This is a genomic window from Mesorhizobium sp. LjNodule214 (genome assembly GCF_964252735.1).
Taxonomy (GTDB): Bacteria; Pseudomonadota; Alphaproteobacteria; order Rhizobiales; family Rhizobiaceae; genus Mesorhizobium.
This window is the reverse complement of sequence record NZ_CAXUPE020000006.1, coordinates 91795-118399: the sequence shown is the minus strand read 5'-3', so window position 1 is coordinate 118399 and position 26605 is coordinate 91795. Positions and strand designations below refer to the sequence as shown.

Here is a 26605-nt window from a genome sequence, read left to right as displayed (position 1 = left end):
CGGCACACTATGCCGGAAACACTCGCAGTAATGGATTCAGCGGCCGAGAGGAGCTGGCTCAGGGCAGCAACCTGCGAAGGGCCCCATATGATATGCCGTCTACTTCGCAAGAACCGCATTTTGCAGTGGCGCGATGGACTCGCTCATTTTGCATGGGATATATTCGGCTTACACGAGGGTTCACTGTCGTGATCGTCAAAAAGTGCGCCGTGCAGATGAAATCCGCGGACTACTCGTTCCGTCCGCGATCTGTTCCACGCTGAGTACAGTCTCCATCATGACAAGATAAAGTCTGCGCCTTCTTGGTCGGTGGAAAACGTGACTGTATTTTGGTTTTGAGATCAGGAGAGCTTCACGATCGAAGTTCAGAGTCGTCCGGCTAAACTAAAGGGTCAAATGTGTATCGAGCTTTCGACCGAATGGAGCCCTTCACGCGGGAGGCCGAACCTCGCAAGAGATTTCCTCAGGTTGGGCTCGCAGCGTCTACAACGAGGCAGGGAATTTTGAGATCCGGTTGTGGAATACCATCCCGGTCAACACGGGGTGAAAGATATATGCAAGCAGTCTTTGGCGAATTCTGAGGCCACTGACGCCGCTGGCGCAGTTTGTGGCAATGCTCTCGCAAGAGCGTCATGGACCTCTTCCGCCCCGTCACCCTTCAAATGAAACGTTGCCGGAGAGCCAAGGGAAAGAGCTGAAAAGGGCAGAGATGCAAACTGTCTTCGAGAGATTCTTGGAACGGCTTTCAGAAAGCGTTGATGAGGCTGATCTCCGCGGCGCCCTGGCCGATGTCGCCTCTGGGCTCGATCTGCTCACTTTTGCCTATCTCTCCTTTTCCCCGCGGCCTGACGGCAAACCGACGCTGATCTCGAATTATCCGGCGCCTTGGACGGAACGTTATCTTGAGAACCGGTATCAGAGTGTTGATCCGGTCATTGTGCGTGCACGCAGTGGCGGATGCCCGTTTCGATGGGGATCCGATCTGAGCGGCGAGGAGGCTGCGGGGGCTCAGGTTTTTGACGAAGCGGCGCAGTTTGGCATCTGCTGCGGCATGACGATCCCGATTATCGACCGCCGAGGGAATTTTGCTGCGATAACCTTTGCCGCTGACAAGCCCAACGCTGTGTTTTTTCGTGCCGCAGAACGCCACGAAGAAGGTCTCCCGTATATCGCGACCTGTTTTCATATGTTCGTTCGCCGCAAACTGTCCGCCGATCGAATGATCGATGGTGTCTTGCTGACGCCGCGCGAATACGAGTGCCTGCAGTGGGCAGTACAAGGCAAGTCCGATTGGGAGATCGGCTGCATCCTAGGGATCACGCAGCGCACGGCCGCCTTTCATCTGGGCAACGCTCGCCGGAAGCTTGGGGTGACGACCACCAAGCAGGCAATTGGACGCCTGGCCCGTTCGGCTTTTTTCGATTCACTGACAGATTAGCTTCACGTGCGCGGCGGCGTTGAAGTTCTGCGGGGTCCCGGCAGATCGCTCGCCGGACCCTCACATCGCGGGATCATTGAAGTGCTAATCGGGGGAGCGCGTCCACGCCGACCAGACAGATCCTGGCGATCACCTCCGCGACCGCATTCGGTGCGCGTCCCTCCGGCCCTGCGTTCATGAATGGGGACTGTCGTGAGGTCCTTGCCTGAAAACGTGACAGTTCCAGCCATGCGTCAGCCGCCGAACAGTTCCTTGTAGCCCGTTGTTACCATCCAGTTCGCCCGGTCGATATGGCTGCGAACAGCCTTGCGGGCGCGCACCGGTTCAAGGACCGGGTCGATGCCGAGAATGAGTTCGGCCATTTCCTCTATGCTGGCATTGTCGGCGCAGGCGTCGAGGATGCGCAGGTAAATGGTGGAATGCTGCCTGTCGTAGCTCGTGATGCTGTCTGACCAGGGGACATCGTCGTGCAGTGTTGAGCTTCGGGCCCCATCTGTTCCCGTTGATCGATTCATATCTGCTGCGAACCTCACATGTTGATAGCTGGATTCAAGACAGTATATCCCAAAACGGGATAATCCGGAACCGGGATTAATGGCTGAGCCGATCTTTACCTGACCGGTTCGCCTACATGCCAAAATCACTTCGATCTGCCCGCCACCAGCGGTTTCTGGTCCAGTTGAGATCGCTGCGCAAGGCCAAAGGGATGACCCAGGCGCAGGTAGCCGAGAAGCTTGGCCGGCCGCAATCCTTCGTGGCGAAGTATGAAGGTGGGGAGCGGCGGCTCGATATCATTGAGTTCCTCGACGTAACTGCAGTGCTTGACACCGACCCGTGCGAGATTCTGTTGAGCCTACGATGATAGCTGGCGTCCGTGCGCTCGCGGAGCGCACCGCCTCCCGTCGGACCACCAGCCCTCTTTTCTTCGGCAAGTTCAGGTATCCCAGCAAGCGAAGAGACGCACGGGGCGTGTGGATGGTTCTCCGCGACAGCCTGCTGTGCCAGCAGCATCAGGACGACGCCCGTTGCTACCCATGGGTGACGGACGACTGAGCGACAAAGACCGGCTGGGCCTGGGGATCTAGACACCTCCAGCGGAAGAATCGGAGGTTCGAGGAAGGGGAAGGGGCACCGCTTGCCCGACCTGACGGTTGTTCAAGCCATGCGCTGCTCCGTCCCCTTAATGCATTTCGAAGTCGATCGCGCAGCAAGCTCGTCCGACCGAACACATCGGACGGTTCCCTATCCCAACTTGGGCTGCAGGCGAGCCGTCGTTCTAATGCAAACTAGGAGCGTTCACGAGACCGGCCGCCTTGGCTAGGTGCAGTATCTCGGCGATGCCGCCATCAGTCGACAGTGTTTCGCTGACGACCCGCAGTGGTTGCCCGCGAGAAGGGCATTGCGGGGGCAAGTCCGCCTGGGAAATCGGCTGCAGCAGGGGAAGCGAAGCCTAGCCGCGCTCCATCTCCATACCGCCCGCAAAGAAAGCTCGCCGTGAGCACCACCAAACAAACGATTGCGCGCCTCGGCGGTTCGTTTTGCGTCCACTGACCAGTCGGCTCACCTGTACAACTATACAGGCTGCCATAGCGTGAAACTTGGCCTCCAATGGGAGAAATTTCCCAGGAGACCTCCCGATGACTGACCTTATAACGCCGGCGTTACGACAACTTGCCCACAACCGGCGTGCAATCCACCGCCACGCCCACCGCCCCTTCAATGAAAATCTGGGACGGGATGCACGAGCCGATCACGGAAATGAAATCAATTGCGTTTGCGTGCACAGGCTGCGGTGGCTATCGCTGTGCGGGTTGGACGGCCTGAACGCTATTGCGCGCCCCTTCCGCCGTCGACAGTGCCGGTGGCACACGCTTCGACGAAATGCCTGCTTCGAGATCTGGTGCCCTCAGCGCCGGTGCCTTGCCAGGTGGCATAAAGTTTCGGCCTGCCTGCGGGCGGGCAGGGGAGCACACTCATGCCTACAGTTTTCGTGAGTGGCGCGGGCGAGGCTGTTTGGCGCGATGAAAGATCATACGATTACACCACAGGTCTGACGCCGCGCGAATGGGCCTGGGAGTTCTTACGCCGCAATCCAGCATTCCAGCGTGATGTGATCGCTGCGCGCCGGCAGGCCAATACTTTGTCCCACCGGCCCTTTCTCGACGTGGTCACGTCGCCCGGTGACCTTTCACACTGGGGTGTCCTGTTTCGCCGAGTCTTATGGGCGAAATTCGGTCGTGTTCTGGTCTCCGCTATGGTGCGCTCATGTGCTGCCCGTCACTGCAGAACAGCTGCCTGCATGGTCGGCGACATTGGCATTCGAGCTCTCGGCATTGCGATGCCGTGCAACCGTCCTGCTTGCGCCTGACAAGGGCCAGCATGTTCTTCTTCGAGATTCGGAGCAGACGCTCCAGCTCGCGGTCTCTGGCGCCGATATCTTGCACCCTGTCTGCCTCCGTACCGAAGCCATCTGTCCCCCGCCCCTCACGAAGCATCGCATGAGGGGGCTCGAGTGCCTCAATGCTCTAAATCTGGGTCAACACCTGCCTGCCCGCTTGTGTCCGCCAGAAAAACGCGGCCCCCGTTTGACTTTCGTTCTGCGTGCACTCGATGGGTCACTTGCTGGGGCGTCACATCGCGAGCTCGCCGAAGCTCTGATCGGTCAATGGCGCGTCCATGCCGACTGGAGGGATCCTCGCGATCATCTACGCGACCGCATTCGCCGTGCCGTCTCTCGTGGCCGCGCGCTAATGAATGGAGCATACAGAGATTTCCTTCTTTAAGAGTGATAGTCCGCCTTCGCATCAGCCGGCGAACAGTTCGGAGCTAAACCCGGTCACCGCCAGTTCGCCCGGTCGGCATGGCAGCGAATGGCCCTGCGGGTGCCCTCTGGTTCAGGTGTCGGTCGATATCGAAAGGCAAGTTCGGCATTATCCAATAGCCGACAATGTCGAGTACGCAGCGTAGAGGGAGGTGACTCTCGGGTGTTTTTGACGCTTTGGCCTTGGCACGGTTCATGCACGCTATTCGGCAAAAAACACCAGTGGTCCCACCGCCACGAGAGTCGCTGACTTACGCCACCTCCCAAGGCGTACCCGGCCCGGCAGCGAGCTCAGTCTCCTGCCGGGCATACCCTTTCAGACGTACTTGCGTTCAGAACTTCAAATCCGTCGGCGCAATGTCCCGCTGAAGAGGATCGGGCCGATGGACCATCCGAGAGACTTAGCAGGCACCGGGCGAGCGCGATCTCAGGGGCAGCCTTTTCGATCAGGCGACCGGTTTTGTCGAGCGCGGGCCTCTTCGGTATTACAAACCGCATCGCAGGCCGGATAGCGGCCTAGACTATAGCTACGACGTCAGCCGCGTCATTCTTCTGATGTTTGGCGAACGGCTTCACATGAACGGTTAGCACCACGAGGGAACTTCACGCCGCACTTCGTGATCTCGCGTCCCCATCAATGGCGCCGTCGCGCACGCCTCGACGCAACGTGCACCTCGGCAGTTCCCCCGCGCGACCGCAGAGCAGGATGTTCCCACCTCTCACCAGATATTGCGGTCTTGTGCGCAGACGGCGTGAAAACGCCGATTTCCTGCGACGATAGTGCGGTTATTGCGGAACCCGGTCCAGCTGGGACTACTATATGTCGTCGTACGGGCATTGAGCCGATCTCCATGCAAGGCATCAATGATTATACATCATGCGAAGACGGATATCGCAACAAGGATACTGGGGGCGACTGTCCCAGATAACTCAAAAGAAGAACTGCTGATGACTGCGCGGTGTGGCCGAGACAGAGCATGCTGCCTTTGGTGAACGATGTCTCAGGCGAAACAATGGACAGACGTAAACATGGATGGATCGAATGCTCGTGCGCTGCATTTGCACACCATTGACTCGTTAGTTGCCGATCTAATCGCAGGCGAGCCAGTACTCATTGAGGGCGCGCGCACCTTTTCCCTGCCTGATGCTGCAACGCGTAGCGCGTTGGGATGGTATCAAAATCGTGGCCCGGCGGCTTGGATTGCTGATGTCCGGTCTCTGCATGCGGAAGAACTCGTAGACGCGATTTCCCAACCGCCGCCCGCTGTGAAGGCCTTGCCATCGCGGCCCGCGAACGCGAACAACAGGCGACTTCGGCTGAAGAGGCTGGAGGCCCACCGGTTCGCCGGCCTGCATAAGTTTGGCACACCGGATGCGGCCCCGGAGAAATATGTCCATGAGTTTTCGTGCCCAATCACGCTCTTTGAAGGGCGGAACGGATCCGGCAAAACGTCGCTGCTCAATGCCGTCATCTGGACGCTCACAGGTCAGATGCTTCGGCCCCAGCGCGAACCTGAAAGCCCGGAGGACTTCAATTGCTGGATAGGCAATGACGAGGACGAGCTGACAACGCACAAAATGTCGTCGCTGACACCCATGCCACTCCTGGATCAGTACCGACCCGACAAAGACTGGGTTCCAGCTGATACATGGGTTGAACTGACCTTCGTTGAAGATGGCGGAATGCAGCTTCCCCCCATCCGCCGCAGCATGACGCGCTCGCCTCAGGGCAAGCTGAAGGAGTTGCCGCCCGATCTAACGCCGCTTGGGGTCGATCCCATCGCACTTCGCATCGGCACCGTCATGCCGGGCTTACTCCCACTCATTCAGTTGGGATCTGAGTCGGAACTGGGACGCGCAGTGTCCGAGCTTACAGGGCTGTCAGCGCTCGTGGACCTTGCTGCACATTCGCGTCGCGCGAAAACCAAGATCGACAAAGATCTCGTCAAGGCCAAGCGCGGCGAACGCGATAAGGCGGACGCCGACTACAACATTGCTAAAGACGACCTCGAAAAGATCTTGCGGACGCATGCTATGCTAGAGCCGCCGACGCCGGTGCCAGTCCCGTCGGACGACAAGACCATTGAGGAAAAGCTTAAGACCATCAAGGCGCACTTCGAGGACGCGAAGGCATGCGCGTTTGAGTCCGCGAAAGAGATCCTTGGCGGGCGTTTTGACCCCGCCGATGCAAAACTGCGATCGGACCTGGAAGAGAATATCGGTCGGGCGCTCGAGCGTATCAGTCAGCCTCAAACGTTGGAGTCGATCGCACGGCTCGCCGAGCTCCGCAAACTGACGCCGGACGAGCTTACCGACGCCGAAAATAGGCTAACTGTCATTCTGTCGGAAGCACGCACCCTGCAGGAGCTGGCGCAAAATCCGTCGAGCGCAGCGCGCACGCGCTTGTATGCACGGATCAAGGCCTGGATGGCCAATCATCCGGACCCTGCACGCGACCAAAACCGGTGCGTCGTCTGTGGTGGCGATCATTCCCATGCCGTTGACCCTGTTACGGGCCAACCGGTCAAACAGCACCTAGCCGGGTCTGCTTCCGATGCTGACCTCTTGTCGCAAACCCTTGCCCATTGGGCGGCAAATGCCCATGGCGATCTGTTGCGCTCGTTACCCGAGGCCATTCGCACTGAGTTGGTCGCCGACTTGCCGTCGCATCCGTGCGACCTTCTGCGAAAAGCGCTCGTTGACGAGGCTTTTTCGTTCGCACCGTTCGCAGGCATTCTTGGCGAATTGAAATCCTCAACGGCCCTAAGCATCGATGCCATATTCCAGAACCGCGCGGAGTTGGATGATCCCCTTGCCATCGCGTTGCCAGCAGGGTGTGGCGACCTTCAACTAGCCTTGGAGCGCCTTGACCGAGCGATCCGCTTTGCCCACTGGCGCCAGAATAACGATGCCTTAGCAAAGGATGTCCTTACCCGCGTGCTCGGGCGCAAGCCCAAGGAAGGGGAGCATACAGAGAAACTGACCCTCACGGGGAAGCTGTTAGAACTCCAAAACATCGTGAAAGCGGCCGAGCCGATCTCAGACGCGTTGACCCAGTGTGCGCGGCTTTCACAGCACTTGGCGACGCGCCGGGCGGCCGAAGCCCGGCTCGGCAACTACGCGACGGCAAGCACGGCGCTCGGTCGACTCGCTGATTTGGGGACGCTGGCTGACCAGCAAGTCGACCAGCTTCGCAAAATTCTTCGAACGGATGCCGCCGCTTGGCGTGATCTGATCTATCTCGGCGCATTTCCCGATACGGCTCACCGACTCATCGATACCGGTATGGGCCGCAAAGGGGAATTGGACCTCGTTGTCCAAACAGGAGGCGTGGCAGCCCCAGCCCAACATGTCACAAACGCGTCGGCCCTGCGCGCGAGTTTGGTCGCGTTCTTTTTCGCCTTCTGGCAGCACGTGCTGAAGGAGCGCGGTGGCTTGACTACCCTCGTGCTTGACGATCCCCAGGAACTACTTGACGACGAAAACCGGGAGCGGCTGGCGGCCGCGCTTGGAAAATTGGCGAGTGGGGGCGCGCAGGTGCTAGTTACGTCCTATGATCCTCGCTTCAGCGGCCGGGTTGCCAAAATCCAGCTTCCGGGTGGAGTTGAGCACCTTGCAGTGCACCCCGCGACGCGGTTGCAGCCCCGTGTCAGGACGATCGTGCCCCATTCCGTCCTGCTTGAGCGCAAGAAGCGCTTCGACGCCGACCCAAATGAAGAAGAGCCCGCACGCGATTTCGCCGATGGATGTCGGGTGTTCCTCGAGGCGCAGCTTGGTGACATGTTCGACGATCCGGCCCATTCATCCTGGGCCAAGGCAACACCGAATCCCACGCTCGCCGATTTCGTGCAGCGCATACGCCCCTTGGTGCGGGCCGGGTCGGCCGGGATGTTTGGTGCAGAAATTTTCAGGCGGTTCGCCGAACACCCTGCGCTGGGTGACAACTCCCCGGTGGTGACCTTGATGAACAAGGCCCACCACGGGCGTCGCCAAGACATCACGGCTGGTGAGGTCGCTCAATGCGCTGGCCCATTGGTTGATCTGATCAAGCTTGCGGAGGACATTCGTGAAGAATGCTATCGCTGGCGCCGGCGGGACTTACCAACAGCGAGGCAGAAGCTTGAGGCGCCGGCCGCGATCGACTTTACCTCGCTCGCTGCACCCCGGGTCATCATCTGTCCCGATTTGGCGGCCTTTACTAGGCACCGGGTGGCTGCGGAAACCCAGGACGAGCCGGAAATTCTCGACCCCCGCGTTCTTGAGAGCTGCGTTGCATACTATCTCAGGCGAGCCAACTTCGGGTTCGCCGCACCCGCTGGCAGCCTTGCGATCGTCAAGTCCATCCCCACGGCTTCCGCGGACCGGCGGCTGGTGATCGCTCGGCACGGTAAGGACGTTTACGCGCGCCGGTTAGTTCGCAACGTGAATGGTGGCGGATTGATCGGCCTCACCGCCGAAGCGCCGGACCCGCGCATCCGCAACCCCAAAAGCGTTTTTCTTGCCGAGGAAGAAACGGCAATCCACCAAGTTATCGGGATCATTTTCGACCACAGGGTGACTGTCGATCACGGCCCTGAAGAGGCCGTGGCAGTCGACGCCAATAGGGAGTTGCAGCGGATCGCAATCGCCTTCCGCGTGGTCGACGAAAGTGCCGTGCCGCTAGCGCTTGATAAGCAAGTTGTCCTCGGCGGAGACCACGTCCAACTCGATACCCTCGGGCATCACCAGGATGCACTCGTCGCTCTTGCCCTTAGTGACGGGTCCAGCATTTTTAAGCGGGTGGGGACGGCGCTTCCCGGCGACCTTTCCCATTTCAGGCTGTTCGAGAGCGTGGGCGGGATGGGATCGTCACAGGTCCTTTCCGTGGGAGGGGATGCAAATGGGATTCCGTCGGTCATTGGTGCCCGGAAAATCGTCGGCGTGCTTTACAATGTCTAGCCGCAATCGATATCTGATCACAATTAATGACGCAGTTAGCGTCCGCCGCTGAGCTTGATGGTGGCCATCAACCCTCTCACGCCGGGGCAGGTCGCGGCGCCGCGCCTCAGCTCCTCATCGAGGAGCGATCGTTACAATTTATACTTACGAAGATCGCTCGCTGGGTTACCCGTCTGTGAAGCGCGCATGCCGAAGCTTCGGATGCCGCCCATACATAGATGCCTGACTGCTTAATCCGCCCAAAGGGGCAGCTTCCGAAGAAATACGCCCCGTGTTGCTGCCAACCATGCCATATTCCAATGCCTCGACCACTCGCCAGACACACTTCAGGTAGCATAGAAATAGGCGGTGAGGCCGTAGATCCCGGAGCGAAGCCATCGCTACAAGTGCCGCACTTTCTTCACGAATTTTTCGACGAACTCTCGTGAACGCTCGATTGGACGTAAAGGCGGTTCGCTGAAACACGAGTCTGGCCGGCGTTGCGGAGATTCGCCTGAATCGCGCCGTCAACCGCAGCGTCGATTTCGGCGTCGTCGAAGACGATGAAGGCGCATTGCCGCCGAGCTCGAGGCTGACCTTTTTGATCTGGTCCGAGTTCTTGCGCATGAGCAGCCGCCCAACTTCGGTCGAGCCTGTGAAGCTGATTTTTCAGACCGTGGGATTGGAGCAGAGTTCGCGGCCAACGCCATCACCTTCGGACGCGTAGACCAGGTTCATGACGCCGTCGGGAAAGCCGGCTCGGTGCGCGAGGGCGAACATTGCGCCTGCCACGAGCGGCGTCTGTTCAGCAGGTTTGAGCCGCCCGCGGCCAGGGCCGGCGAGATCTTGCGCGCCAACCCTCGACGCTGGGCAATTCCACGGCGTAATCGTGCCGACCACACCGTTCGGCTGCTAAACACCAGCATGCGACGGTCTGTCGACGGTGAGGGGATCGTCTCGCCATTGATGCGATTGGCTTCTTCGGCGTACGCATTCGCCGTGCTGTCCGGCGCGGTCACATGCTTATGGATCGTGGTATCAGGATTTCCCAGCCTGAATTTGGTGCGACCTGGCTGACCAGGATAAAGCGCTATTTGGAAATGGCGCCGACGCGCCGCGGACATTTCGAAACGCATCCGTCGTGTAGATGTATGCTGCGCACACTCGGATAGACGAAGAACGGCGCGACGCGCTGCCAGTCGCAGCCAGCTCTGAATAATCGCTGGGTACCACCGGCCCAGTCGCCGGCCTCGAAGTCCTCCAGAGCCTTCATTACGCGGAGCGTCGGCACGACGGCTTTGCGATCCTCCCGTGACACGAAATCAAATAAATGGCGGATCAGGTGCACCATGAAAATTAGCACTGCCCCTTGGGGAAAGGTGATGCCGATCGCCTCACTCTTGAGCAGTTCCAGCTTGCCGTCTTACCAGCATCTCGCCGATCTCGTTGCGTTCTTGTTTAGGTGTTGCAACAGATCCTTCAAAGAAATTTACGCAAACTTTGCGGACACAACTCGCCGTCAGTGGTACGATCACCACAGTTTCAAGTTCAGTGGCGGCAGAAACCTGGTGTCGTTTAATGTTCCGCCGCCGGACAGCATCTGCGGAGAGCGCGAAATGACAAAGTCAGCAGGACGAGGGTTCGGTTCTTCTATTTGGCGTCGTGCCGACCAATGAAGATACTTGTCGATCGCCTGATGACAGCAGCGCATCCTGATCGCCTTCGGATCCTGGGCCTTTGCGCACATGCCGACCTCGCTGTCCGCGAACTGGCGGAGATTCTCGATCTTCGTCGGGAGCGCGTTGCGCGACACGTCCAGATGCTGGCCAGAGCTGACTTTCTTTGCCGCAATCGACAAGGTCCTTGGTGCTCATATCATCTCAATGCAGGAGGCAAGGACGGAGGGTTGGTTCAATTCCTGGTCGATCTCCTGCCCCACGACGATGGGTATCATAAGCGCGACCTGGAGCGGCTCGAGGCGGCACAAGACGCGTGGTCGAAGGGGACTGCTGCTTGATCGTGGAATAGATTAAGCCAATGGAGCGCGACTACCATGGACAACTCCGCTGACGCAGCCATCGCAGAGCCCGGCACATACGGACGGTCTTCCTTGATCCACGTCGATTGCCGCGTTCACGAACTGCTTCTAAGACAGGAGCGGCAGGAGCGGACAACGCTCAAACTCATCGCATCCGAGAACTTTGCCTCTTCGGCCGTACTGGAAGCGACCGGCTCTATATTCACGAACAAGTATGCCGAAGGGTACCCGGGTGCGCGCTACTACGCGGGAAACGAGATCGTCGATGAGCTTGAGACCCTCGCGATCGAGCGCCTAAAAGCGCTCTTTGGCAGTGAGCACGCCAACGTCCAGCCTTATTCGGGCTCGCCAGCCAACCAGGCTGTCTATCGTGCGCTTTTGAGCCCCGGTGACAAAGTCATGGGCTTGCCTTTACCTGAAGGCGGCCATCTGACTCATGGTTGGTCCGTCAACTTTTCCGGCAATGATTATCAACGCGTCCCATATGGGCTGCACGAACAGACGCAGCAAATTGACTATGACCGATTGCGCGAGACAGCCAGGCGGGAACGGCCGAAACTGATTTGGGTCGGCGGAACTGCCTATCCGCGCGCCTTTGATTACGCGGCAATGGCAGAAATCGCTCTGGAGGCGAACTCTTATCTCGTGGCCGACATCGCCCACATCAGCGGCCTGATTGTCGCTGGAGCGCATCCGAATCCCGTGATTCATTGCGACGTCGTCACCAGCACATCTCACAAGTCGATCCGCGGCCCCCGTGGAGGCTTTATTTTGTCGAAGAATGAAGATCGTTATCAGGCGCTCTATCATCCCACGAGCAAACACAATCTCGCCAAACGGATTGATCGCGCGGTGTTTCCTCAACTGCAAGGTGGGCCGCACATGAATATCATCGCCGCGCTCGCTGTTGCTTTGCAGGAAGCCGCGACCCCCTCTTTCCGCACCTACGGTCACCAGATCGTCAAGAATGCCAAGGCGCTGGCCGAGGCGCTTCTGGGTCGTGGTTATGATCTGGTCACCGGCGGGACTGACAATCACATGCTGATCCTTGATCTTCGGGACCAGCCGCTATCAGGCAAAGCCTATGCCGAGCGCCTGGCAAGGGCAGGCATCATTACGAACTTTAATATGGTGCCGGGCGACCCGCGCGACCCGACGGTCACAAGCGGAATCCGCTTGGGGTCGCCGGCAGTGACGTCCATGGGCATGCGTGAAGGGGAAATGGTGCAGATCGCCGCTTTTATTGATTTGGTCTGCCGCCAGCCCGACGACCCAGAAGTTCATGCGAGCGTACGAAGAGACGTTGCTAACTTCTGCACTGCGTTCGACGTCCCCGGCATCCCCGACCGGTGAGCCACCTCAATCCAGAAACTCCCCACCTTCCAACACTTGCAGCGAGGACGTTCCATGACCAGGCAGTTCGTGTTCTCTTCCGAATCCGTCGGCGCGGGACACCCCGATAAGATGGCAGACAACATCTCCGATGCCATCCTCGATGCGATCCTCCGCACCGACCCGAAGGCGCGCGTCGCCTGTGAAACGTTGGTGAAGACAGGGATGGTCGTTCTGGCTGGCGAGATCACCAGCCACGCGGAGATCGATTACAGCCAAGTTGCCCGCGATACGATCCTCGATATTGGCTACGACGACGATGCCATCGGCTTTGATGGTCGACGTTGCGCCGTCGTTCTCGCTCTCTCCGAGCAGTCCCCCGACATAAGCCAGGGCGTTGATGAAGGACGAGGGCAGGATCTCGAGCAGGGGGCGGGGGATCAGGGGCTAATGTTTGGATTCGCATGCAACGAGACGGATACATTGATGCCCTTGCCGATCCAACTCGCTCACCACTTGACGAAAAGACAGGCAGAGGTCCGGAAAACGGGACAGCTTGGCTGGCTGCGCCCGGACGTGAAATCTCAAGTGTCCGTACGCTACGAGGGTCTCCGCCCGGTGGCGCTGGACACTATAGTCCTATCAACGCAGCATGACGAGGCGGTCTCCCAAGATACAGTCCGCGAAGGCGTCATTGAGGAGATCATAAAACCGGTCCTGCCAACCCATCTGGATACTTCGGAGATCAGATTTCTGGTCAACCCAACAGGGCGGTTCGTCGTCGGTGGGCCTGCCGGCGACTGCGGCCTCACTGGACGCAAGATCATTGTCGATTCTTACGGTGGAACGGGGCGTCACGGCGGCGGCGCCTTTTCGGGCAAGGACCCATCCAAGGTTGACCGCTCGGCGGCCTATGCCGCCCGGTATGTCGCGAAGAATATCGTTGCCAGCGGACTTGCGGAGGTCTGCGAGGTTCAGCTTGCCTACGCGATCGGCGTGGCCAGTCCGGTTTCTGTGATGGTCAACACCTTCGGAACCGCAAGAATCGAGGAAAAAAGGATCGAGTGCCTTGTTCTTGAGCTTTTCGATCTCCGACCGAAAGGCATCATCAAGATGCTTGATCTCTTACGCCCGATATACCGCAAGACGGCGACATACGGACACTTCGGCCGTGAAGAGCCTGAGTTCACCTGGGAGAAGACGGACAGAGCCGACGACTTGCTGCGTGAAGCAGGACCGGCAGCTGCGTGAGGGCCGCTGGATCAAGCGCATGCGCCAACGCTTTTCAACTCGCTAGACCCACGCTCGGCCGGCACAGCAGCAAGCCGTTGGTTTTTGGCGGAGACATTGATGCCGGACTATGACGTGCTTTGCATCGGCAATGCCATTGTCGACATCATCGCCCAGTGCGACGAGGAATTCCTCGAGACCAACGGCATCATCAAGGGCGCGATGAACCTCATCGACACCCATCGAGCCGAACTTCTCTACAGCCGCATGGGTCCGGCGATCGAGGCGTCCGGCGGCAGCGCCGGCAACACGGCGGCCGGCGTCGCCAGCTTCGGCGGCCGTGCCGCCTTTTTCGGCAAGGTTTCGAACGATGCGCTCGGCGAGATCTACGCGCACGACATCCATGCGCAGGGCGTCGCCTTCGACACCAAGCCGCTCAAGGGCGAGCCGCCGACGGCACGCTCGATGATCTTCGTCACGCCGGATGGCGAGCGCTCGATGAACACCTATCTCGGCGCCTGCGTCGAGCTTGGCCCTGAGGATGTCGAAGCCGACAAGGCCGCCGCGGCCAAGGTCACCTATTTCGAAGGCTATCTGTGGGACCCGCCGCGCGCCAAGGAGGCGATCCGGCAAACCGCGCAGCTGGCGCATGCCGCCGGCCGCGAAGTGTCAATGACATTGTCGGATTCGTTCTGCGTCGACCGCTATCGCGACGAGTTCCTCGAGCTGATGCGATCGGGCACGGTCGACATCGTCTTTGCCAACAGCCATGAGATCAAGTCGCTCTACCAGACATCGGCCTTCGAAGATGCGCTGGAGGCTATCCGCAAGGACTGCAAGATCGCCGCCGTCACCCGCTCCGAAAAAGGCTCTGTGATCGTGCGCGGCGACGAGACCGTGGTCATCCAGGCGGCCGCCATCAAGGAACTGATCGACACGACCGGCGCCGGCGACCTCTACGCCGCCGGCTTCCTCTATGGCTACACGGCGGGACGCAGGCTCAAGGATTGCGGCGACCTCGGCTCGCTGGCGGCAGGGCTGGTCATCCAGCAGATCGGCCCAAGGCCACGGCAGAATTTGCGCCGCGAGGCCGAGCAGGCGGGGTTGATCTAGCCGGGCGATTCAACGACGAGCGTCTCTCCCCTCCTGCGGACTGTGCGGGGAAGGGCGCATAAATCGAAATGTCGGATGCGCATCCGCGTGAGGCGGCAGCCCGCGGCGTGTCACGATCGAAACGGTTGGCGGTGCCGCCCTTCAGCGCGACCCTTTTGCCGTGCGATATAGGGAACGCGTTCGGATCAGCTGCTCGACCTGCGGCATATATTGCTCACCGCCATCATCGACCTCGTGTGGCAACAGGTCGGCCGGGATCGTGATGCGATCGAGCGGGTAAGCGGCCTACTGGTGAATTGACATCAATGCATCGCCTGATTGAGATTACCTGCCGGGAGCGCAGTGCGTTGTTCAAGCCAGTCGGACGATCATGGGCAAATATAAGGACCATCGTGAGCCACGCCGGCATCGTCATGACGATGACGCGGTTTCTTTTTCCGAACGATCTTCCGAGCCAAGCTACTTTCAGCGTTCGTCGATCGTAACCGCAGACCCTGTCGACGCCGAAGTGGTGTGGTTCAACACCAGCAAGGGTTTTGGCTTTGTCAAACTGCCGGAGGGCACCCAGGCCTATCTGCACATCCGGGTGCTGGAGGCGACCGGGAGCCGCGGTGTTTCCGAGGGAACGCGTCTCAAGGTCACAACGGAAGAAAGTCCAAGAGGTCATCAGGTCACGCAAGTGCTGGAGGTCGGCGATCAGACCGCGAAACCTCAAGTCCATACGCGTTGCGCTGGAGATCCCGCCGCCGGGACGAGTGCCCAGTTGGAGTGCGAGGGCACGGTCAAGTGGTACAATCCCCAAAAGGGCTTCGGCTTCATTGCTCCTGAAAACGGTGAGAAGGACATCTTTGTTCATGCCACCGCGCTGACCCGCTCAGGACTGAGCATGCTGATGGAGGGTCAGAAGGTGTTTGTCCAATGCGGACAGGGCAAGAAAGGCCCGGAAGTTCGGAGCATTCGCCTCGCTTAGAGCCAATGCGTCGGCCCTACCGAAATCGCGCCTCAGACAAAGAAAAAGCCCGCTACCGGGAGGAGGTGGCAGCGGGCTCGATTTAGAATGAGACGCGGGAGGAGGTGCGCCCCATTCAGCGTCGGCACCACATCTGGGAGGAGTAGATGGCCGACACCATGATCATACCGATCGCCGCGGATATTGCAACGCACAAATTTTATCTCGCGACTGCGAAATGATGCCTGATCCGCTTAGCCCATCCTGAAAAACTGCGGTCAGGCTGCCGCTTTCTTGCGGGCACGCTTGGCAGGTGCCGGCGTTTCCGGTTCCTTCGGCTTGCGGCCCAGACCCATGGTCTTGGCCAATGCCGAGCGCGCCGCAGCGTAGTTCGGCGCCACCATGGGATAGTCCGCCGGCAGCTCCCATTTTGCGCGATATTCGTCGGGCGTAAGGCCATAGTGGGTAGCCAGGTGACGCTTGAGCGACTTGAACTTCTTACCGTCCTCAAGGCTGACAATATAATCGGGTGTAACCGATTTTCTGATCGGTACGGCAGGCTTGAGAGCTTCCGACTTTTCTGGTGCGGCACCACCAGCCGTGCCTTTCAATGCGATATGGATCTGGCCGATAAGCTCAGGCAGTTCACCGACGGGAACCGGATTGTTCGAAACATAGGCTGAGACGACATGGGCGGTGAGTTCGATGAGGTTGTCGGCTTTGCTCTCGGTTTCTTCGGTCATGAAAACGCTCCTGCGGGCTTAGGCTAGGCGGTGAAGAATCACTTCATAGCTTAATAGTGACGACCGCCTTTGATGGCAACCAAGCCATTGCATGATGTGTTGGCGGATCGATACACACCCGGCCGCAGGCGCGGATCTTCCTCTTGAACCGTCATCGCCCTGACAACACAATGTGTCAGGGTCACCGTGCCGATGCGGCGCCTCTTCACCGCAGATTGGCTATTTAGAAAGTTGGGAGAAACCAATGAACGCTGAGGCTTTCAGCAGCCCGCTTTTTGTGAAGCGCGCAACCCACATCATCCAGGAGATTGCCGGCCTTGCGGATGCAATCGATTTTCTCAATGAATGGCCGGAAGATCGCAGAGACCTGATTCACGAAGCCGCCCTGAGGGCATGCTACGATGCATACGATAGGCGCAAGCCGGTAAGCACGGCGCGCAATGCGTTTTTCGGCTTTGCGAAGCGCGTCGCCATATTGGAAGATCCAACCTCCGCCATGCAGTGGATCGCCGCCTGCAGATCGGGCAGTGGAAAAGTGCAGGTGTAGACTTCGACGACGAGTTTGAGACTGGCGAGGCGCGTCAAACAGTGCACTATGTCCAGGTTTCACAGCTAGACCACGCGAATGAGAAGCAGTTCCTCACCACCGACTGCAAATCCGCAGATCGCAAGCAAGCTGACCATGGCCAGACGCAGCTCATGGCGATCGCTTGCTCGCCAATGGCCAGGCTCAGTGGCGCAGATGCAGCGGTCGCGTTCGGCTGAATAAAAAAATGCGATCCGGGCTGTTTGCCGCATAGTGGCTGTGGGGGAGGGGGATGACCGGGTTGACCAGATTTGAGAGACCAGTCGTTGTTCAGCTTAGCCGCCGCGGCTCGGAGCGTATCGTGTTCGACGTCAACGACGCGGCCGCTATCTTGCTCCGGGATCTGCATCATGAGACCGATAAACGCAGAATAGCGATGGACGCCTGTCTGCAGGTTTTACGCGGTAAGACCCATCCACCAACCGCTCGACGAGCTTTCGTCGCAGCCGCACTCGAAGCACGCATTCTGCGCAGTGATTGAGATTTGGGACGCCGCTCGTGAATTTCGGCCGTCTGCACATCGCTATTGAACGCGGTCCGAACACCCCTGCCGGCATCGGCCAGGAGCGAGCCAACCCCGCAATTTCCGCGACGGCTTTCCTGGTCCGGCGCCGGATCTTGACCATCAAAACACAAGGGGTCCGCCTGCCAGCTGCGGCCGCTCGGCTTCGCCGTCGCGGTGATCGTGATTGAAGCCAGAGGCAGACAGAGCCATCGAGCGGCAATTGGCCCGGTGCAGATGGCGGAGCGTCGATGCCGCTTCAACAGTCTCCGGAAGTACCGTATCAACCTTCCCCCAGCTTGGCCCTGCATCCGATATCCCGGAACACGCTCCGCGGACCGGCGCCGCGTGATCGCTGATGCTTCTCCCGATGGTCGGGACCGGGGGGTTCGGCGACCAAGGTCGGGGAGACGATAGTGACACTGGATGATCCCAATACGGAATAATCCGAAACTGGCTGGCGGTGAGCCGTCTAGTTTCTGGCCGGCTCATTTGGGGCCCAAGCCTCCTTCGATCACCCGCCAACGGCGGCCTCTGGAACAGCTGACTTCGACGCGCCATGACAAGGGCCTCGGCCAGGCCAAGGTTGCCGAGGCGCTTTCGCGGGCAGCTCGATTGCCTTGGGTGCGCCGGATGGACTCACCCCAAGATCGCCCGGTGTGTGGCGTTGCCGCTCACCGCCGGCGAGGGGCACCGAGCCCTACGCGGTCTGCGCTTTTTCCCGAATTGCGCGTGCTGCAGCCACCATGTTCATCAGGGCAGGGCGGACCTCCTCCCATCTGCGCGTCTTGAGACCGCAGTCGGGATTCACCCACAGTTGGCCATCCAGCAATCGCTCGCGCGCAAGCATGATGAGGTTGGAAATCTCCCCCACTTCCGGGACCCGCGGCGAGTGAATGTCATAGACACCAGGACCGATCCCGTTCGGATACTTGAAGCTTCGGAGCGTATCGAGCAGTTCCATCTGCGAGCGCGAGGTTTCAATGGAGATCACATCGGCATCCATTGCGGCAATCGCGTCCACGATATCGCCGAACTCGGAGTAGCACATATGGGTGTGGATCTGGGTCGCATCGCCGACCGCCGTTGAAGCCAGCCGGAAGCATTCGACGGCCCAGTCGAGATAGGCCTGCCAGTCGGCCTCGCGCAGCGGCAAGCCCTCGCGCAGTGCGGCTTCGTCGATCTGGATCATCCTGGCGCCGGCCTTTTCGAGGTCGCTCACTTCATCGCGAATGGCGAGCGCGACCTGGCGGCAGACGGCTGAGCGCGGAAGGTCGTCTCGGACGAAGGACCAGTTGAGGATCGTCACCGGGCCGGTAAGCATGCCCTTCACCGGCTTCGGCGTCAGCGACTGAGCATATCGCCACCAGTGTACCGTCATCGGCTGTTGTCGCGACACATCGCCAATGATGATCGGCGGGCGCACAAAGCGCGAGCCATAGCTCTGCACCCAGCCGTGTTGCGTGAAGGCGAAGCCGCGGAGCTGCTCAGCGAAATACTGCACCATATCGTTGCGCTCGAATTCGCCGTGGACCAGCACGTCGAGTCCGATCTCTTCTTGCCAGCGAACGGCGGCTTCTATCTCTTTCTTCAGGAACGCCTCATAGTCGACGTAACTCAGTTCGCCTTTGGCATGGGCTGCCCGCGCCTTGCGAACCTCGGCTGTTTGCGGGAAGGAGCCGATCGTCGTGGTGGGAAAGGAAGGCAAGCCAAACGTGTCGGCCTGAAGCTTGGAGCGCACGGCGAATGCGCTCTTCCGGCGCGTCATGCCGACCTTGATGCTGGCGACCCGGACTTCGACGAGCGGATCATGCACCTTCGCGGATGTCGCGCGAACGGCGGCAGCCTCAGCCGACGCCTCCAGTTCGGCGGCGACCGCGTCCCGGCCTTCGGCCAGGGCACGGGCGAGCACGACCAGCTCGCCGGTCTTTTGCGCCGCGAAGGCGAGCCACGACTTCACATCCGCATCGAGTGCCGTCTCCGTGTCCAGGTCGATCGGCACATGCAGCATCGAGCAGGACGGGGCGATCTCCACGCGGTCCGACGGCCAGCCGGCGACGATCGGCTTGATGCGGTCAAGTATGGCAGGGAGGTTCGCGCGCCAGACGTTGCGGCCGTCGATCAGTCCGAGCGAGAGCACAAGGTCCTTGTGCGCGAGCCGGCCGACGGGCTCCAACTGCTCTGGAGCGCGCGCGAGATCGACGTGCAGTCCCGCCACGGGCAGAGAAATTGCGGTCTCGAGATTGTCTCCCAGCGATCCGAAATAGGTAGCGACCATGATCTTCAACTCCGGTGCTGCTTTTGACAGCCGGCAGTAGGCGAATTGGAGCGCATCCCGTTCGTTGGGAACCAGATCGACCACGAGCGCCGGCTCATCGATCTGCACCCAATCGGCTCCCGCGAGCTTCAGCCTCCGCAGGAGCTCCTCGTAGACGGGCAGCAGCCGTGGCAGGAGCGCGATAGGGTTGAAACCTTCCTCAGGTGACTTCGCCAACTTGAGAAAGGTAACCGGTCCAAGCAGGACCGGGCGCGTGTGGATGCCGAGCGCCTTGGCCTCGAGGAAATGATCGACCGGTTTCGCCGACGAGAGGGCAAAGCTCTGATCGTCCGTAAGTTCCGGCACAATGTAGTGATAGTTGGTGTCGAACCATTTGGTCATTTCCATCGCGGCAAGGCCATGCCCGTTGGCCGCATGCTCGTCACCTGCATGTCCACAATCAGCGGCCTGACCTTGGTTGCCGCGCGCCATGGCGAAATAGGTATCGAGTGGGACCTCGCCGTCAGTCCAGGTGTATCGTGCCGGCACGGCGCCGACCATGGCGATGGTGTCGAGCACATGGTCATAAAGCGAGAAATCGTTGGACGGGATTTTCGACACGCCGCGATCGTGCTGCTCCCTCCAGCTGGCGGCGCGTAGCGCCTTCGCCGTCGCGAGCAGGTCGGCAGCGGGAGATTTTCCGGACCAGTAGCTTTCAAGCGCGAATTTGAGTTCCCGCCGTCGACCGATACGCGGCACGCCGAGCGTTGCCACTGGAATTTGTTGAGAGACAGTCATGCCATACCCCGATGGTTGGGGCGTGGGGACAAGGAACGCACGAGTAGGCGGCACGAAGCCAGGCTACCGCGGCCACCGAGACACCCCGCCCGTGGACGTTGTTCGTCGTGGCAGGTCTCCTGGCTCGCGGGTCAAAGCCTCTGCCCGTCTTCCCGAGGCCGTTCGCCTCAGTGACACCAATGGGCTTGGCTCGCCGCTAACAGTTGCGGGGGCAGCGCCGGCATCGCACCGGCTTCCCTCTTAGCTCCGCTACGGCAGTGCCGCGCGGAGAACCACGACATGCGCACAGTTACAGCCGCTTCGCTCCTTGTCAATACATATAACGAGATGTTTATGTGATGATGCGAATAGTGCCCTTGCGCTGATCGGTCTCTTTCGCCCAAAGCCGCATACGATGCCGCCTCTCATCAGTGCAGGCTCGGAGAGGTCCTTGTCCCCATCGGCGACGCCGGATCAGATCGAGGTCGCCGGGCTCAAAAGCGTAAAGTGGGGCGAGGCCGTCACGGTCCGCCGGGAATCCCGGTATTTGTTCCCCGCTCGGCTTCGCTCAGCGTGTTTGCGCATTCCAGCGCGCTGATGACCATGGCCGCAAGCGGAAAGAAGAGGTGGCGCCGCAGGTGGGCGGGCTGGGGCCGGGCCGCCAGCGTCCCGAACAACTGCGCGGCGATCGCCTCGACCTGCTGCGCGAGCAGCTTCACCCTGCGGTCGCTGAAGGCCGGCGCCACGATCGTGCGTAACCGGGCATGCTCGCCCCCCTCGTGCGAGACCAGCCTCCCGGCGAACCGAGAATCACCAAATCTGGGGTGCATGCCGCACTCGCTAAGCGACGGAAGGGCGGAAGGTGACCGGCAGGCGCTGCGGGCAGCGAATGACGTAAGACGGCATGTAGACGACGTTCTCCGGGGCGATGGCCAGCGCCAGATCCTCCAGCCGCCCGAACAGCGCGGGGAAGGCGCAGCACAATTCCAGGCGCGCCAGCGGAGCGCCCAGGCAGGAATGCGGCCCCTCGCCGAACGATACGTGCGCGTTGTGCCGCCGGGTGACATCGAATCTGTCGGCGCCGGGACCGAAGGCCTTTTCGTCCCGGTTCGCCGCATAGAACGCCATCAGGACGGCGTCGCCGCGGCGGACCATGCATCCGTCGATCTCCACGTCCTGGGTGGCATAGCGGAACGGCAGATTGGCCGCTGAGCTGCCCCAGCGCAGGATCTCCTCGATCGCCTGTGACCACGGAACTTGGCCGCTGCGCACCAGGTGAAGTTGCTGCGGATGCGTCAGCAATGCCAGTACGCCATTGCCGATGACGCCGGCGGTGGTCACGAAGCCCGCAGAGAGCACCATGAACAGCATGTCGATCAGCTCGGTGTCGGAAACGAGCTCGCCATTGTCACGCGCGACGATCAGGGCCGAAGCCAGATCATCGCCGAGCTGGCCCCGCTTGAGCGCGATCAGGCGACGGAAGAACTCCGGGATGCGCTGCCGCGTCTGTCGCACCTCATCGGCTGTGGCGGAGGTGTTGGCCAGGCTGTAGGTGAGCGCGACGATCTCTTCGCGCTGTTCGTCCGGCAAACCGAACAGTTCGGCGATCACGTTGGTGGGCAGCGGAGCGGCGAACTCGCACATCAGATCTGCACTGCCGCCGCGCTGCGCCATCTCGGCCAGGAGTCGATCGACGCATTGTTCGACCCGTGGCGCCAGCAAGGCGATACGACTGGGCGCGAAGCTGCTGGACAGCAGGCCGCGCAAGCGCCGGTGATCGGCGCCGTGCGCCGTGGTCATGTTGTCCACTTTGCATATCCCGATCAGCGGATGATCCTCGGGAATCTCGCCGTCCTGCAGCGCCCGCCACTGTCGCCAGTCCTTGTTGAAACGCTGGTCGGAAAGCATACGCCTGAGCGTCTGGTGACGGCCTGCCGCCCAGGTCACAAAATCGCCTGGCAGCGACACTCGCGCCATCCCTTCCTGCTGCAGAATCGCAGAAGACAGATCATCAAGTTGCGTGGGAGCGGCCGGCACACCGATCACGTCGCAATGATCGTTTTCTGCGCGCATGCCAACAACTCCTTCAAGACCATCGCGGGTCCACTTCTCGGCACGGATGATCCGCGCGCGGACTTCGAAAAGTGCCCCCCAGTGTGCTTCGTCCTCAGAAGCGGTAGGTGAGACCTGCGCCTATCAACCAGGGATCGAGCTTGGCCTTGCCTGTGAGCTTGGCGCCGGCGACAGTGACGTCGAAGTCGGGCTTGAGGAAAAGCTTCTTCACGTCGAAGTTGACGCCCCAGTGCTCGTCCACCATGTAGTCGAATCCGACCTGCAGCGCGGCGCCGAATGTGTTCTTGACCTTGAGATCATCGGCGCTGCCGGCTTGCTGATGATAGAAGATCGTATAGTTCACGCCGGCGCCGAGATAGGGTTTAAAGGCGTCGAAATCGGTAAAATGATACTGCAATGTCACCGTTGGCGGCAGCAGCCAAACCTTGCCGACCTTGCCAAGCCCGCCGATCGCACCTTGGCCATCGATGTTGGCATAGGTGGTGCCGAGTATGAGTTCGGCGGCGATGTTGTCCGTGAAGAAGTACGAAATATCGAGTTCCGGCGTCACGGTGTTCGAATAGGAAAGACCAGAGCCGGGTACCGCATTGACGTAGCCCGAATCCTCGGTAATCACCCCCAACGCCCTCAGGCGGATCTGCCAGGGGCTTGGCGCTTCCGCGACCCGGGCTTCAGCCTGCGGGACGCTCGCGGCTTGATGAACATCTGCCGCGCTGGCCTGTCCCGCAACGATGAGGACGACAGCCGCTGTCATTGCCCGCGCCACGCCAATTCGCGCTCTCGCCATACTTTTCTCTCCTTGATCTTCAGAAGCGACGCACTGCGCCTTGATTGAATCCTGCTCGCATCAATCGAGATTGACGGAGCGCTCATGCGGGATAGCCCCCGCATATGTCGTGCCAAATGAGAAAATCATTGCAGAACAACGCGATCATTCTGATAGCGCTGTGTCTCATGTCCGACTTCGTCGAAGATCCGACAATAACTGCGGCCGTAGCCGCCGCCGGGTAGCAGTTCGTCAACATCGGCCGCCAGTTCGTTGGCATGCTCGTACTCGGCTTCGAGTTTGGCGTATTCTGCGTTCAGCGCCTTGATCGTCGCCTGCTGCTTCGCCGTCAGGCCGGGGAACGTTCCAGCCAGCTGGCGCAGTCCGTGGGCGTGTCCGTAAGGTCGTCTCGACCGCGACCGATAGGGGCGGGAAATCCGTTGACAGCATGCGCCAGCCGCCATCCGATCGGGCCATGTAGCGGATCGCGTTCAAGACCTCTCGCAGGTCCGTCACCACGCGCCGCCCGGTCTTGGCCGCGCCCGGCAGGAACGGTTGTATCCGCGACCATTCCTCATCCGTCAGATCGGAGGGGATAGCGCTTGGTCTCCTTCTCGATATCGGCCATCCGGCCACGCGTCGCTCGGGTCCACATCCCAAGCTTGAAACACGATTAATCCCGCCAGTCCGCTGGCCGCACTGCAGCAGGCCCCTCTTCGGGCGGCAATTAATCCTGCTTCGGTTTGAAATTCGCTACGAGAGCACGATATCGTTGTGATGACCGACCTGGATTGATCACTGAGTGGCCGATACCGCCATCGAATACGGCGAAAAGGCGCGTGGCCGTTCTGAACCTCCGGGCCGGCCGCCGCGCAATCGTGCGGTGATGAAGCACTCCGATGTCCTTGGTGGGCTCGATTACCTGGCGGCGGACTATCACCGGCAGGATTTCTCCAAGCATATCCACAACGAGTATCTGATCGGGCTGATCGAGCGAGGTGTCCATGATGTCTGGTGCCGAGGTGAGATTTGGCACGCCGGTAGCGGCACCGTCGCGACCTTCGCGCCCGGCGAACCGCATTTCGGGGGTGCCGGTGACGATCTTGGCTGGAGCCAGAAGATCTTTTACATGCCCGAAGGCCTTGTCCGGCAAGTCCTTGAGGACAGCGGCCAAAACGAACCCGGAACGATCGACTTCAAAAGCCCGTTCCAGGAGAATGCCCCAGTTGCACACGGCCTCAGCGCGTTTTGGCGCCTGCTTGAACATGGGCATAGCTCGGCACTGGAGATCGAGGAGTATCTGATCCGTTTCCTGCCCCACGTCTTCGCAGAGGCCGGCGGGTCACGCGTTGCTGAGCGAAAATTCGTGCCACCGAGGTTCCGCGACGTATGTGACTTCATCCATGCCCACTTTGACGAAGTTCTGCAGCTCGCCGCCCTGGCCGCCCTCGCCGGATGCTCCAAGGCGACGTTGATCGATGGCTTCAAGGCGCATTTCGGGTTGCCCCCCACGCGCTACCTGATCCAGGTCCGCATCGACGAGGCGCGACGGCTGCTGAGGCGAGGTCATCACGTCGCCGAGGTCGCCGTCGCTGTCGGGTTCGCGGACCAGAGCCACCTGACCCGACACTTCAAGGCCGTGTTGGGGGTGACGCCGGCGCGTTACCTCTCGGTTTGAATATCGTTCAATAAAGCGCGCGGCGAACCGTCTAGCTTGGACGCTCAATGGATGAAACGAGCGTCAGGACCATGAGCCACAGCAAGCAGACCCGCCCCCGCGGCTTCACCAGCGACAACATCGCCGGCGTCTCCCCCGAGGTGATCGCAGCCATCACCGCGTGCGCGTCGGGTCAGGCGCTTCCCTACGGCAACGATGAGCTGACGCATACCGTCGAGCGCCAACTCGCCGAGGTGTTCGAGCATGCGGTCGACGTGTTCCTCGTTTCGACGGGGTCGGCGGCGAACGCGCTGGCGCTCGCGGCGATTACGCCGCCATGGGGCAGCATCCTCTCGCACGCCGACGCGCACATCAACCGCGACGAGTGCGCCGCGCCGGAATTCTACACAGCCGGTGCGAAGTTGGTGCAGCTTCCAGGCGAGGCTGGCAAAATCGACATCGACGCCTTGGCGGCCAATGCAACGCGCATGGTGGGCGATATCCACTCGGTCCAGCCCTCCAGCGTCAGCATCACGCAGGCGTCCGAGATGGGATCGGTCTACACGCTCGACGAGATCAAGGCGATCAGCCATATCTGCCGGTCAGCGAACCTTCCGCTCCACATGGACGGTGCTCGCTTCGCCAACGCCCTCGTCACTCTGCGCTGCTCGCCGGCCGAGATGACGTGGAAGGCCGGCGTCGACATTGTGTCATTTGGCGCCACGAAGAACGGAACGTTTGGGGTCGATGCGGTCGTCTCGTTCCGCGGAGATCTCGCGAGCACGATAGCCTTTCGCCGCAAGCGGGCCGGCCAGTTGAGTTCCAAGATGCGCTTCATGGCGGCGCAAATGGACGGTTATCTGAGGGACGGTGTCTGGCTTCGCAACGCGGCCCATGCCAATGCGATGGCATCGGCGCTCGCGCGGGGGTTGGCCCTGGTGCCGGGCGTGAAGATCCAGCAGCGTCCCGACGCCAACATCCTGTTCTGCCGACTTCCCACGCCCCTGATCCGGGGGCTGCTCGATATGGGATTCCGCTTCTACCATGATCGCTGGCAGACCGGGATCGTGAGGTTCGTCACCTCTTTCGCGACGACCGAGGCCGACGTGTCCGACTTGATCGGCGCGGCAACCAGCCTCTGCGCACCGGTCGGCTCGGCTCGTGTTCCGGCTGGCGCCGAATGAATGTGGCGACCGTCGAGCGCTCTCGCCGCCCGTCACGGATGTCCTCTTTACTCGACTGCATTGTCCGAGCGTTCTGGCCGCACGGGTATCTCAGGCTGTATCGTTTGCCCCAGGCTCAGACCTGCAAATTCATCTTACCTCGGCAAGGGGCTTCACCGTGCAGTTGCGATGTGACCAGGTTGATTTTCTGTAAGAAGCTCCTCTATCTGCTGCAATTGACCT

Annotated in this window: 21 protein-coding genes, 3 pseudogenes and 1 riboswitch; of the genes and pseudogenes, 13 read left to right on the top strand and 11 right to left on the bottom strand. The window is 60.4% G+C overall.

Going from position 1 to position 26605, the window contains the following annotated elements; translation table 11 throughout:
• Positions 1-709: 709 nt before the first annotated feature.
• Complete coding sequence (locus ACSQ3Z_RS35580) at positions 710-1438, top strand: LuxR family transcriptional regulator (RefSeq protein ID WP_436175735.1); 729 nt, start codon at positions 710-712, stop codon at positions 1436-1438.
• Positions 1439-1671: 233 nt separating this feature from the next.
• Here ACSQ3Z_RS35580 and ACSQ3Z_RS35575 read toward each other — a convergent pair whose 3' ends face one another.
• Entirely contained in the window at positions 1672-1953 is a 282-nt protein-coding gene (locus ACSQ3Z_RS35575) for a DNA -binding domain-containing protein (RefSeq protein ID WP_434725446.1), read from the bottom strand.
• Positions 1954-2069: 116 nt separating this feature from the next.
• Between ACSQ3Z_RS35575 and ACSQ3Z_RS35570 the strand changes: the two genes are divergently transcribed.
• The 4 genes from ACSQ3Z_RS35570 (at position 2070) to ACSQ3Z_RS35555 (ending at position 9197) form a co-directional block, all read left to right on the top strand.
• Positions 2070-2300, top strand: a complete 231-nt coding sequence (locus ACSQ3Z_RS35570) for a helix-turn-helix domain-containing protein (RefSeq protein ID WP_434725447.1) — start codon at positions 2070-2072, stop codon at positions 2298-2300.
• Between the two features lie 1113 nt (positions 2301-3413).
• On the top strand, positions 3414-3806 hold the full coding sequence (locus ACSQ3Z_RS35565) for a transcriptional regulator domain-containing protein (RefSeq protein WP_436175734.1): 393 nt from the start codon (positions 3414-3416) through the stop codon (positions 3804-3806).
• A 130-nt stretch (positions 3807-3936) separates the two neighbouring features.
• On the top strand, positions 3937-4221 hold the full coding sequence (locus ACSQ3Z_RS35560; protein ID WP_434725449.1) for a DUF2285 domain-containing protein: 285 nt from the start codon (positions 3937-3939) through the stop codon (positions 4219-4221).
• Positions 4222-5288: 1067 nt separating this feature from the next.
• Positions 5289-9197: an ATP-binding protein gene (locus ACSQ3Z_RS35555; RefSeq protein WP_436175733.1), complete on the top strand. Its 3909-nt coding sequence runs from the start codon at positions 5289-5291 to the stop codon at positions 9195-9197.
• A 400-nt stretch (positions 9198-9597) separates the two neighbouring features.
• Here the strand turns inward: ACSQ3Z_RS35555 and ACSQ3Z_RS35550 are convergent.
• From ACSQ3Z_RS35550 to ACSQ3Z_RS35540, 3 genes and pseudogenes are all read right to left on the bottom strand, one after another.
• A pseudogene (locus ACSQ3Z_RS35550) lies at positions 9598-10076 on the bottom strand (aldehyde dehydrogenase family protein).
• A 190-nt stretch (positions 10077-10266) separates the two neighbouring features.
• Positions 10267-10560, bottom strand: coding sequence for a hypothetical protein (locus tag ACSQ3Z_RS35545; protein ID WP_436175786.1), 294 nt, complete (start codon positions 10558-10560; stop codon positions 10267-10269).
• Between the two features lie 147 nt (positions 10561-10707).
• Entirely contained in the window at positions 10708-11034 is a 327-nt protein-coding gene (locus ACSQ3Z_RS35540; RefSeq protein WP_436175732.1) for a hypothetical protein, read from the bottom strand.
• A gap of 195 nt (positions 11035-11229) precedes the next feature.
• Here ACSQ3Z_RS35540 and glyA point away from each other — a divergent pair, with 195 nt between their 5' ends.
• The 4 genes from glyA (at position 11230) to ACSQ3Z_RS35520 (ending at position 15859) form a co-directional block, all read left to right on the top strand.
• Positions 11230-12567 (top strand): serine hydroxymethyltransferase, encoded by a 1338-nt coding sequence (glyA, locus tag ACSQ3Z_RS35535; protein WP_436175731.1) that lies wholly within the window; start codon positions 11230-11232, stop codon positions 12565-12567.
• A gap of 54 nt (positions 12568-12621) precedes the next feature.
• Positions 12622-13797: a methionine adenosyltransferase gene (gene metK / locus ACSQ3Z_RS35530; RefSeq protein WP_436175730.1), complete on the top strand. Its 1176-nt coding sequence runs from the start codon at positions 12622-12624 to the stop codon at positions 13795-13797.
• A gap of 99 nt (positions 13798-13896) precedes the next feature.
• Positions 13897-14889 carry an adenosine kinase gene (locus ACSQ3Z_RS35525; RefSeq protein WP_436175729.1) on the top strand — a complete coding sequence of 331 codons (993 nt, stop codon included), beginning with the start codon at positions 13897-13899 and terminating at the stop codon, positions 14887-14889.
• A 370-nt stretch (positions 14890-15259) separates the two neighbouring features.
• Positions 15260-15859 carry a cold-shock protein gene (locus ACSQ3Z_RS35520; protein ID WP_436175728.1) on the top strand — a complete coding sequence of 200 codons (600 nt, stop codon included), beginning with the start codon at positions 15260-15262 and terminating at the stop codon, positions 15857-15859.
• Positions 15860-16116: 257 nt separating this feature from the next.
• On the opposite strand, the gene ACSQ3Z_RS35515 is transcribed toward ACSQ3Z_RS35520, so the two are convergent.
• Complete coding sequence (locus tag ACSQ3Z_RS35515) at positions 16117-16581, bottom strand: MucR family transcriptional regulator (RefSeq protein ID WP_436175727.1); 465 nt, start codon at positions 16579-16581, stop codon at positions 16117-16119.
• A gap of 244 nt (positions 16582-16825) precedes the next feature.
• Between ACSQ3Z_RS35515 and ACSQ3Z_RS35510 the strand changes: the two genes are divergently transcribed.
• Both ACSQ3Z_RS35510 and ACSQ3Z_RS35505 read left to right on the top strand, forming a co-directional pair.
• Positions 16826-17128: a DUF982 domain-containing protein gene (locus ACSQ3Z_RS35510; protein WP_436175726.1), complete on the top strand. Its 303-nt coding sequence runs from the start codon at positions 16826-16828 to the stop codon at positions 17126-17128.
• Between the two features lie 271 nt (positions 17129-17399).
• Positions 17400-17648, top strand: coding sequence for a DUF982 domain-containing protein (locus tag ACSQ3Z_RS35505; RefSeq protein WP_436175725.1), 249 nt, complete (start codon positions 17400-17402; stop codon positions 17646-17648).
• 721 nt (positions 17649-18369) lie between these two features.
• On the opposite strand, the gene metE is transcribed toward ACSQ3Z_RS35505, so the two are convergent.
• The 6 genes and pseudogenes from metE to ACSQ3Z_RS35475 all read right to left on the bottom strand — a co-directional run.
• Positions 18370-20700, bottom strand: coding sequence for a 5-methyltetrahydropteroyltriglutamate--homocysteine S-methyltransferase (gene metE / locus ACSQ3Z_RS35500; protein WP_436175785.1), 2331 nt, complete (start codon positions 20698-20700; stop codon positions 18370-18372).
• A 116-nt stretch (positions 20701-20816) separates the two neighbouring features.
• Positions 20817-21016: riboswitch (cobalamin riboswitch) on the bottom strand.
• 274 nt (positions 21017-21290) lie between these two features.
• Positions 21291-21577 (bottom strand): annotated as a pseudogene (locus ACSQ3Z_RS35495) (cytochrome P450); the annotation flags it as partial.
• Positions 21544-22776: a cytochrome P450 family protein gene (locus tag ACSQ3Z_RS35490; protein WP_436175724.1), complete on the bottom strand. Its 1233-nt coding sequence runs from the start codon at positions 22774-22776 to the stop codon at positions 21544-21546. The gene ACSQ3Z_RS35490 and the pseudogene ACSQ3Z_RS35495, both read right to left, overlap by 34 nt.
• Positions 22777-22870: 94 nt before the next feature.
• Entirely contained in the window at positions 22871-23530 is a 660-nt protein-coding gene (locus tag ACSQ3Z_RS35485; RefSeq protein WP_436175784.1) for an OmpW/AlkL family protein, read from the bottom strand.
• A gap of 158 nt (positions 23531-23688) precedes the next feature.
• Entirely contained in the window at positions 23689-24006 is a 318-nt protein-coding gene (locus ACSQ3Z_RS35480; protein WP_436175792.1) for a hypothetical protein, read from the bottom strand.
• A 10-nt stretch (positions 24007-24016) separates the two neighbouring features.
• Positions 24017-24178 (bottom strand): annotated as a pseudogene (locus tag ACSQ3Z_RS35475) (transposase); the annotation flags it as partial.
• A 166-nt stretch (positions 24179-24344) separates the two neighbouring features.
• Between ACSQ3Z_RS35475 and ACSQ3Z_RS35470 the strand changes: the two are divergent.
• Both ACSQ3Z_RS35470 and ACSQ3Z_RS35465 read left to right on the top strand, forming a co-directional pair.
• Positions 24345-25220 carry an AraC family ligand binding domain-containing protein gene (locus ACSQ3Z_RS35470; protein ID WP_436175723.1) on the top strand — a complete coding sequence of 292 codons (876 nt, stop codon included), beginning with the start codon at positions 24345-24347 and terminating at the stop codon, positions 25218-25220.
• A gap of 71 nt (positions 25221-25291) precedes the next feature.
• Positions 25292-26383 (top strand): threonine aldolase family protein, encoded by a 1092-nt coding sequence (locus tag ACSQ3Z_RS35465; protein WP_436175722.1) that lies wholly within the window; start codon positions 25292-25294, stop codon positions 26381-26383.
• Positions 26384-26605 lie beyond the last annotated feature (222 nt).